This window comes from Curtobacterium flaccumfaciens (genome assembly GCF_051548005.1).
Taxonomy (GTDB): Bacteria; Actinomycetota; Actinomycetes; order Actinomycetales; family Microbacteriaceae; genus Curtobacterium.
In genome coordinates, this window is sequence record NZ_JBPUGH010000168.1 from 1 (window position 1) to 6,909 (window position 6,909).

Consider the following 6,909-nt stretch of genomic DNA (forward strand, 5'->3'; position numbering starts at 1 on the left):
CCAGTGCGTGGCCCGTCGCCGCGTGCTCCAGGGTCGCGATCGTTCGTGCACGAAGCGTAGGGTGTCGGCATGACCGAGACGGACGTCGACCCGCTCGCCCTCGACCGGCAGCTCTGCTTCGCCCTCGCCGCGACGAGCCGGAGCGTCATCGGGCTCTACCGCGACCTCCTCGAGCCGATGGGGCTCACGCATCCGCAGTACCTGGTCATGCTCGCACTGTGGGAGCGCGACCCGCGGTCGGTGCGGGAGATCGCCCGCGAACTCCGACTCGACTCGGCGACCCTCAGCCCCCTCCTCAAGCGCCTCGAGGCCTCGGGCTACGTCAAGCGCGCACGGAGTTCGGCCGACGAGCGGCAGCTCGAGGTCTCTCTCACCACAGCCGGGCGCGCACTGCGCGACCGTGCCGAGGCCGTCCCGCTCGCCGTCGCCGACCGCCTCGGGTGGCCACTCGCCCGGCTGGAGGCACTGAAGGACGACCTGACCGAACTGCTGGAGCGGGTCGACGGCACCTGACCCTAGCGCGGCCCGACGCTTCGTGGCAGAATCATTCGTGCACGAACGAAAGGATCGGTGATGGGACGCTTCGGCCGCTGGTACGAGAAGTGGAACACCACACTCATCGAGAAGATGGGCCCGTCGCAGATCGGCGCCGGACACGCCGAGGGCATCGACGACCGCACGGTCGACCGTCCGTGCCCGATCTGCGGACAGCCACTGTCGCAGCACCAGGTGATCCGCCCCGAGGGCCAGGTGCGCTCGTCGACGCTCGTGTGCCCCCGCTGACGACGGCTCCTGCGCGGGACGTCCGCCTGACTCCTCAGCCGAGCCGGGCCCAGCGCCCCTCGGACACCACCTCGACCCGGTCCCCGTCGACCACGACGGCGCTCTGGTCGTCCAACACGTAGGCCAGTCCGCCGATCTCGGCCGCCCAGCGCTCGGCCCGCTCCATCGTGTTCGTCGGGAAGAAGTCGAGGTGCGGGAAGACCGAGAAGTCCACGATCCCGAGCGTCCGGTCGTCCGGAGCGCCCGGCCATCCCACGAACGAGTGCCCGATCCTCGGGGTGAGGACCATGCTCCCGGCGCTCATCCCGACCCAGACCGTGTCCGGCAGCGACGGCAGCAGGTCCGCGAGTCCGGACTCGCGCATCCAGTGTGCCAGGTACGTCGCGTCACCCCCGTCGACGAGGAACACGTCGGCGTCCCGGACCCAGGCGGTCCAGCGCTCGGGGTCGATGCTCGGGAGGGCGGTGAGCTCGAGCACCCCGACGGACGCCCACCCGACCCCGAACGGACCGTCGCTGCCGGTCGCCCCGACGATGCCGTCCAGCGCCGATGCCGGCCCGCACATCGGGTGCCCCCACTGCGCGGTCGGGATGACCAGCGCACGACGCTCGGTGGTCGGACCGCCGAGCAAGCGTTCGAGCGCGGTACGGATGCTCGCGTTCGTGATCCCGCCGGACGTCATCAGGTACTGCACGTCGCTCCCCGATCGATCACCCGGTGCACCGGGATGCGCCCAAGGATGCCCCCTGCCCACCGAAGCCGCAAGGCTCGTGTGCCCCGGACGCTGACGATCCGCTCCGAAGAGGAATTGCACCCGGCAACACGTGGTTCAACGGACACGTGAAGCTCTTCGAACCCGCCGACTTCGGCGCACTGCACCTCCGCAACCGGATCGTCATGGCACCGCTCACGCGCACCCGTGCCGGCGCCCAGGGCATCCCGAACGACCTGCTCATCGAGCACTACCGCCAGCGGGCCGGCCTCGGGATGATCATCACCGAGGGCACCTGGCCCGTGCAGGAGGGCCGCTCCTACCCCGGCCAGCCCGGCATCGAGACCGACGAGCAGATCGCCGGCTGGCGCCGCGTGACCGACGCCGTGCACGCCGAGGGCGGCACCATCGTCATGCAGCTCATGCACGGCGGCCGGGTCTCCCACACGTCCATCTCCGAGACGCCGCGCATCGTCGGCCCGAGCGCGATCGCCGCCCCCGGGCAGACGCACCTCGCCGACGGCACCAAGGCCGACATGCCCGTCCCGCACGAGCTGACCACCGCCGAGGTCCGCGAGGCCGTCCAGGGCTTCGTGCAGGCAGCGCGCAACGCGATCGCCGCCGGGCTCGACGGCGTCGAGGTCCACGGAGCCAACGGCTACCTCGTGCACGAGTTCCTCTCCCCCGTCTCGAACACCCGCACCGACGAGTACGGCGGCTCCCCCGAGAACCGCGCGCGCTTCGCCGTCGAGGTCACCACGGCCATCGCCGAGGCGATCGGCGCCGACCGCGTCGGCATCCGGCTGTCGCCGCAGCACAACATCCAGGGTGTGCTCGAGGAGGACGACGCCGACGTCCTCGCCACCTACACCGCCGTCGCGGAGGGCCTCGCGCCCCTCGGTCTCGCGTTCGTCGACGTGCTGCAGGCCGAGCTCACGTCGGACCTCGTGCAGACCATCCGTCGCACCGCCGGAGCGCCGTTCGTCGCGAACTCCGGCTTTTCGTCGGTGACCACCCGTGACGAGGCGATCGCGCTGCTCGACTCCGAGCACGTGGACGCGGTGGCCGTGGGTCGTCCAGCGATCGCGAACCCGGACCTCGCGCTCCGCTGGGAGCAGGACGAGGAGCTCAACGAGCCGCGGCCGGAGCTGTTCTACGGCGCGAGCGCCGAGGGCTACACGGACTACCCGACGCTCGCGGAGTCGCGCGCACAGGTCGCGTAGTCGACGCCACCGCACCGAGGCGCGTTCACGATGCGCCGTTGCGGAACGACGCCGCCGCTGTCGTGCGACAGCGGCGGCGTCGTTGCTTGCGCGCGCGGGCTGCCCACACGTGCAACGAGCGACTTCGCCGCTGTCGTGCGACGACGACGGCGTCGTTCGACAACGGCACGCAGAGCGACGGCACGCGACGACAGCCGGCACCGACGGCGACCACAGCGGCACGGCCCCAGGGAAACAGAAGACGCCCCCGGCTCCGATGGAACCGGGGGCGTCATCCCTGCTGTCTCAAACAGTGTGCGCTCGAAGGGACTCGAACCCCCAACCTTCTGATCCGTAGTCAGATGCTCTATCCATTGAGCTACGAGCGCGTGGCGTTTGCGGCCGTGGAAGACTCTACAACAGGTGCGGGCCACGCGCCAATCGAGGGCCTCCGAGCCGACCGCACGGCGTGTCGCACCGTCGCCGGGCGCTCAGGCCTCCTCGTCGAACACCTCGCCGAGGAACGTCTGCAACGCCTGCCACGAGCGACGGTCGGCGGTCGCCTGGTACTGCGCGCCGTGGTCGGGAGCGTCCGTACCCGGCACCGCGAAGGCGTGCATCGCACCCGAGTACGTGACGACCTGCCAGTCCACCTCGGGCGCCGCACGCATCTCGTCCTGCCACTCGTGCACCTTCTCGTCGGGGACGACCGGGTCGGAACCACCGGTGAGCACGAGGAGCTTCGCCCGGATCTGGTGCGCGTCGGACGGGTCGTGGGCGATCAGACCGCCGTGGAACGACACCGCGCCGACGAGGTCCGCCCCGGTGCGGGCGAGTTCGAGCGCCGTGGAGCCGCCGAAGCAGTAGCCCATGACGACGATGCGGGTGTGGTCGACGTCCGGGTCCTGCCGGAGCTGCTCGAAGCCGGCGAGTGCTCGGGCCCGGAGCAGCGGGAGGTCCTGGTAGTACGAGCCGGCGACCTGGCCGGCCGTGTCGTCGCCGGGTCGGACGCCGGCGCCGTAGATGTCAGCGCCGAACGCGACGTAGCCGAGGCGCGCGAGCATCGTCACGCGGGCGTGCACGTGCTCGTTGACGCCGTGCCAGTCGTGCACGACGAGCACGGCGGGGCGCGGGCCGGCGATGGCGTGGTCCTTCGCGAGCACGCCCTCGAGGGTCGTGCCCTCGTGGTCGTAGCGCACGGTCTCGACGCGCACGTCGGCGCCGGCGGGGTCGGGGACGGTCTGCAGGATGTCGTCGGTGGTGGTCACGAGCCGACGCTACGCCCGGGACCCGCGCGCTGCCGGGTGCTGGCCGCCGGGCAGCGCCCGCCGACGGTCGTCGACCGGTCGCCGGTCCGTGGCGACCGGACGACGGACGGGAGGCACGTGGCGGCCCCGCCACGTGCCTCCCGTCCTGTCGTCGGCCGCTCAGTCCTCGATGTTGTCCCAGCCGTCGGGCCCCTCGGACCCGGCGGCGTAGTCGTCGAGCGGCGTCTTCCCGTCGCGCCAGGCCTCGAGGAACGGCTCGACGACCTTCCAGCCCTGCACGGCGCTGTCCCCGCGGACGGAGAGCGCGGCGTCGCCCTCGAGGACCCCGGCGAGCACCTCGCCGTAGGCACTCAGCCGGCCGGGGTTGAAGGTCACCGACAGCGCCGTGTGGTCGATCGTGTAGGGGTCGCCGGGACCGTTCACGTTGAGCTCGAGCTGCATCTCGTCCGGGGCGATCCAGATCCGCAGCCGGTCGGGCCGTTCGGCGCCCGACAGCCCGTTCGGCACGTGCGGCGAGTCCTTGAACGTGATGACGATCTCGCGGCGCTGCTGCCCGAGCGCCTTGCCCGACCGGAGGGTGATCGGCACGCCGGCCCAGCGCCAGTTCGCGACCTCGAGGGTGAGCTGCGCGAGCGTCTCGGTGCCGAGCGACGGGTCGACACCGTCCTCGTCGACGTAGCTCGGCAACTTCCGGTCGCCGATCGTCCCGGCCGTGTACCGCGCTCGCTTGCCGGCTGCGACGACGTCGCCTCCCCAGGGTCGGACGGCGCGCAGCACGAGTTCCTTCTGCGTGCGGAGGTCGTCGGCGTCGATGGACGCGGGTGCCTCCATCGCGACGACGGCCATCACCTGGAGCAGGTGGCTCTGGATCATGTCGACGAGGGCGCCGGCCTTGTCGTAGTAGCGGGCACGTCCCTCGAGTCCGAGGGTCTCGTCGTAGACGATGTCGATGCGCTCGACGTGCTGGGAGGAGAGCAGCGGCTCGACGATGCGGTTGGCGAAGCGCAGGCCGAGGAGGTTGAGCACGGTGGAGCGGCCGAGGAAGTGGTCGACGCGGTGGATGCGCTCCTCGGGCAGGAACCCGTGCAGCACGTCGTTGAGGTGCTCGGCGCTCGCGGCGTCGGTGCCGAACGGCTTCTCGAGCGCGAAGCGGGTGCCCTTCGGCAGGTCGAGCCCGGCGAGCACCTCGCAGCTCTTCTCGGTGACGGCCGGGGGCAGGGCGAAGTACACCGCCGGGTCGTGGTGGCAGTCCGCGAGGAGGGCCCTCAGGTCGTCCGCGCTGGTGACGTCGGACTTGCGGTAGCTCGACGCCTCGACGACGGCGCGGAGCCGGCCGCTCAGTCGCTCGGAGCCGTCGTGCGCGCCCTCGTCCTCCTCGTTCTTCGACGCCTGTGCGTCCTCGAACGCGTCGTGCACGAGACGCTTCCACTCGTCGTCCGACAGGTCCTCCGTGCCGGCCCCGACGAGCTGCACGTCCCAGTCCTCCTTCACCTCCAACAGGGTGGCGAGACCGGGGAGCAGCAGCCGCTTGGAGAGGTCGCCGCTGGCACCGAGGATGAGCAGGGTGGTCTGGAGGCTCGACATGCCCCAGAACGTACTCACGAGTCCTGCGGGTGGCCGGGTCCAGAGCCGCTCCGTCGGGTCACGCGCGTCGGCCCGCCGCTGGCGGGCGTGCGCCCGGTCGCGCCGCTACGGTTGGGGGCAGTCCGGCGCGAGGGAGCACCATGAGCAGTGAGCACGACGGGCGGCGCCTCCGCGTCGCGGTCATCGGCACGGGCATGATCGCGGGCGTCCACGTCCGCGCGGCCGCGGCGGCGGGAGCCGAGGTCCTCGGGATCCTCGGGCGCACCCCGGACCGGTCCGCCCAGGTCGCCGAGCAGCTGGGGCTCCCCCGCGGGTACGGGTCGCTCGACGAGGTCATCGCGGACGCCCCCGACGTCGTGCACGTGTGCACCCCGAACGGCCAGCACCACCCGCAGTCCCTCGCGGTCATCCGTGCCGGCATCCACGTCGTCTGCGAGAAGCCCCTCGCGCTCGACCCCGAGCAGGCCGCGGAGCTCGTCGCCGCGGCGGCGGAGGCCGGGGTCGTCGCGACCGTGCCGTTCGTGTACCGCTACCACCCGATCGTGCGCGAGATCCGGGACCGGGTGGCCGACGGCGAGCTGGGCCGGCTGCTCGCCGTGCACGGGCACTACCTGCAGGACTGGATGCTCGACGAGGACGCCTCCTCGTGGCGGGTCGACCCGTCCTCGAGCGGAGCCTCCCGCGCGTTCGCCGACATCGGCTCGCACTGGTGCGACCTCGTCGAGTTCGTCACCGGGCAGCGGTTCGCCGAGGTGTCCGCCGCCGTCGACGTCGTGTACCCGACCCGACCCGCGGCGTCCGGCCCGTCGTTCTCCGGCTCCCCCGACCCGGACCCGGTCGCCGACGCCAGTCAGCGCGCCGACGTCACGACGGAGGACACCGCGGTCGCCACGTTCCGCACCGGTGCAGGCCGGATCGGCAACGTCGTCATCTCGCAGGTCTCCGCCGGCCGCAAGAACCGGCTCTGGTTCGAGGTCGACGGCACCCTCGGGTCTGCGGCGTTCGACCAGGAGCAGCCCGAGTCGGCCTGGTTCGGGACCGAGCGCGGCGCGCAGATCATCGTGCGCGACCCGACACAGGGCACCCCGGACCAGCGCCGCCTCGCGGTCGTGCCGGCCGGCCACCCGCAGGGCTACCTCGACGCGTTCACGGCGTTCGTCGCCGACACCTACGACGCGGTGCGCGGCGGGTCGCCCGAGGGCCTGCCCACGTTCGCCGACGGCGCGCGGGCGGCCGCGATCATCGCGGCGGTCCTCGACAGCGCGCGCGACCGCGCCTGGCACCCGATCGACTGAGCGTCGCGCGGTCGACTGAGCGTCGCGCCACGCGGAGCGCTCCGCGCCGGACGGGAGGCCCGGAT

Annotated in this window: 7 protein-coding genes and 1 tRNA gene; 4 read left to right on the forward strand and 4 right to left on the reverse strand. The window is 72.2% G+C overall.

What is annotated here, in order from left to right:
- Positions 1-69 precede the first annotated feature (69 nt).
- Both ACSW7Y_RS15150 and ACSW7Y_RS15155 read left to right on the forward strand, forming a co-directional pair.
- On the forward strand, positions 70-513 hold the full coding sequence (locus ACSW7Y_RS15150) for a MarR family winged helix-turn-helix transcriptional regulator (protein WP_438127072.1): 444 nt from the start codon (positions 70-72) through the stop codon (positions 511-513).
- Between the two features lie 60 nt (positions 514-573).
- The gene (locus ACSW7Y_RS15155; protein ID WP_438127073.1) at positions 574-783 is read left to right on the forward strand and encodes a hypothetical protein; all 210 of its coding nucleotides are present in this window, start codon (positions 574-576) and stop codon (positions 781-783) included.
- A gap of 34 nt (positions 784-817) precedes the next feature.
- Here the strand turns inward: ACSW7Y_RS15155 and ACSW7Y_RS15160 are convergent, their stop codons facing one another.
- The gene (locus tag ACSW7Y_RS15160) at positions 818-1,477 is read right to left on the reverse strand and encodes a Type 1 glutamine amidotransferase-like domain-containing protein (RefSeq protein ID WP_438127074.1); all 660 of its coding nucleotides are present in this window, start codon (positions 1,475-1,477) and stop codon (positions 818-820) included.
- Positions 1,478-1,623: 146 nt separating this feature from the next.
- Here ACSW7Y_RS15160 and ACSW7Y_RS15165 point away from each other — a divergent pair, with 146 nt between their 5' ends.
- Positions 1,624-2,718: an alkene reductase gene (locus tag ACSW7Y_RS15165; protein ID WP_438127075.1), complete on the forward strand. Its 1,095-nt coding sequence runs from the start codon at positions 1,624-1,626 to the stop codon at positions 2,716-2,718.
- Between the two features lie 295 nt (positions 2,719-3,013).
- Here the strand turns inward: ACSW7Y_RS15165 and ACSW7Y_RS15170 are convergent.
- The 3 genes from ACSW7Y_RS15170 to ACSW7Y_RS15180 form a co-directional block, all read right to left on the reverse strand.
- Positions 3,014-3,086: transfer RNA gene (locus tag ACSW7Y_RS15170), tRNA-Arg, on the reverse strand.
- Between the two features lie 102 nt (positions 3,087-3,188).
- Positions 3,189-3,965, reverse strand: coding sequence for a dienelactone hydrolase family protein (locus ACSW7Y_RS15175; protein ID WP_438127076.1), 777 nt, complete (start codon positions 3,963-3,965; stop codon positions 3,189-3,191).
- Positions 3,966-4,124: 159 nt separating this feature from the next.
- Positions 4,125-5,549 (reverse strand): glucose-6-phosphate dehydrogenase, encoded by a 1,425-nt coding sequence (locus tag ACSW7Y_RS15180; RefSeq protein ID WP_438127077.1) that lies wholly within the window; start codon positions 5,547-5,549, stop codon positions 4,125-4,127.
- A 140-nt stretch (positions 5,550-5,689) separates the two neighbouring features.
- Between ACSW7Y_RS15180 and ACSW7Y_RS15185 the strand changes: the two genes are divergently transcribed.
- On the forward strand, positions 5,690-6,844 hold the full coding sequence (locus ACSW7Y_RS15185; RefSeq protein ID WP_438127078.1) for a Gfo/Idh/MocA family protein: 1,155 nt from the start codon (positions 5,690-5,692) through the stop codon (positions 6,842-6,844).
- Positions 6,845-6,909: the final 65 nt, after the last annotated feature.

Excerpts from the sequence above, each read along its gene's own strand:
- ACSW7Y_RS15150 (WP_438127072.1), top strand. The coding sequence starts at position 70 with ATGACCGAGACGGACGTCGACCCGCTCGCCCTCGACCGGCAGCTCTGC.
- ACSW7Y_RS15155 (WP_438127073.1), top strand. The coding sequence starts at position 574 with ATGGGACGCTTCGGCCGCTGGTACGAGAAGTGGAACACCACACTCATC.
- ACSW7Y_RS15180 (WP_438127077.1), bottom strand. The coding sequence starts at position 5,549 with ATGTCGAGCCTCCAGACCACCCTGCTCATCCTCGGTGCCAGCGGCGAC.
- ACSW7Y_RS15185 (WP_438127078.1), top strand. The coding sequence starts at position 5,690 with ATGAGCAGTGAGCACGACGGGCGGCGCCTCCGCGTCGCGGTCATCGGC.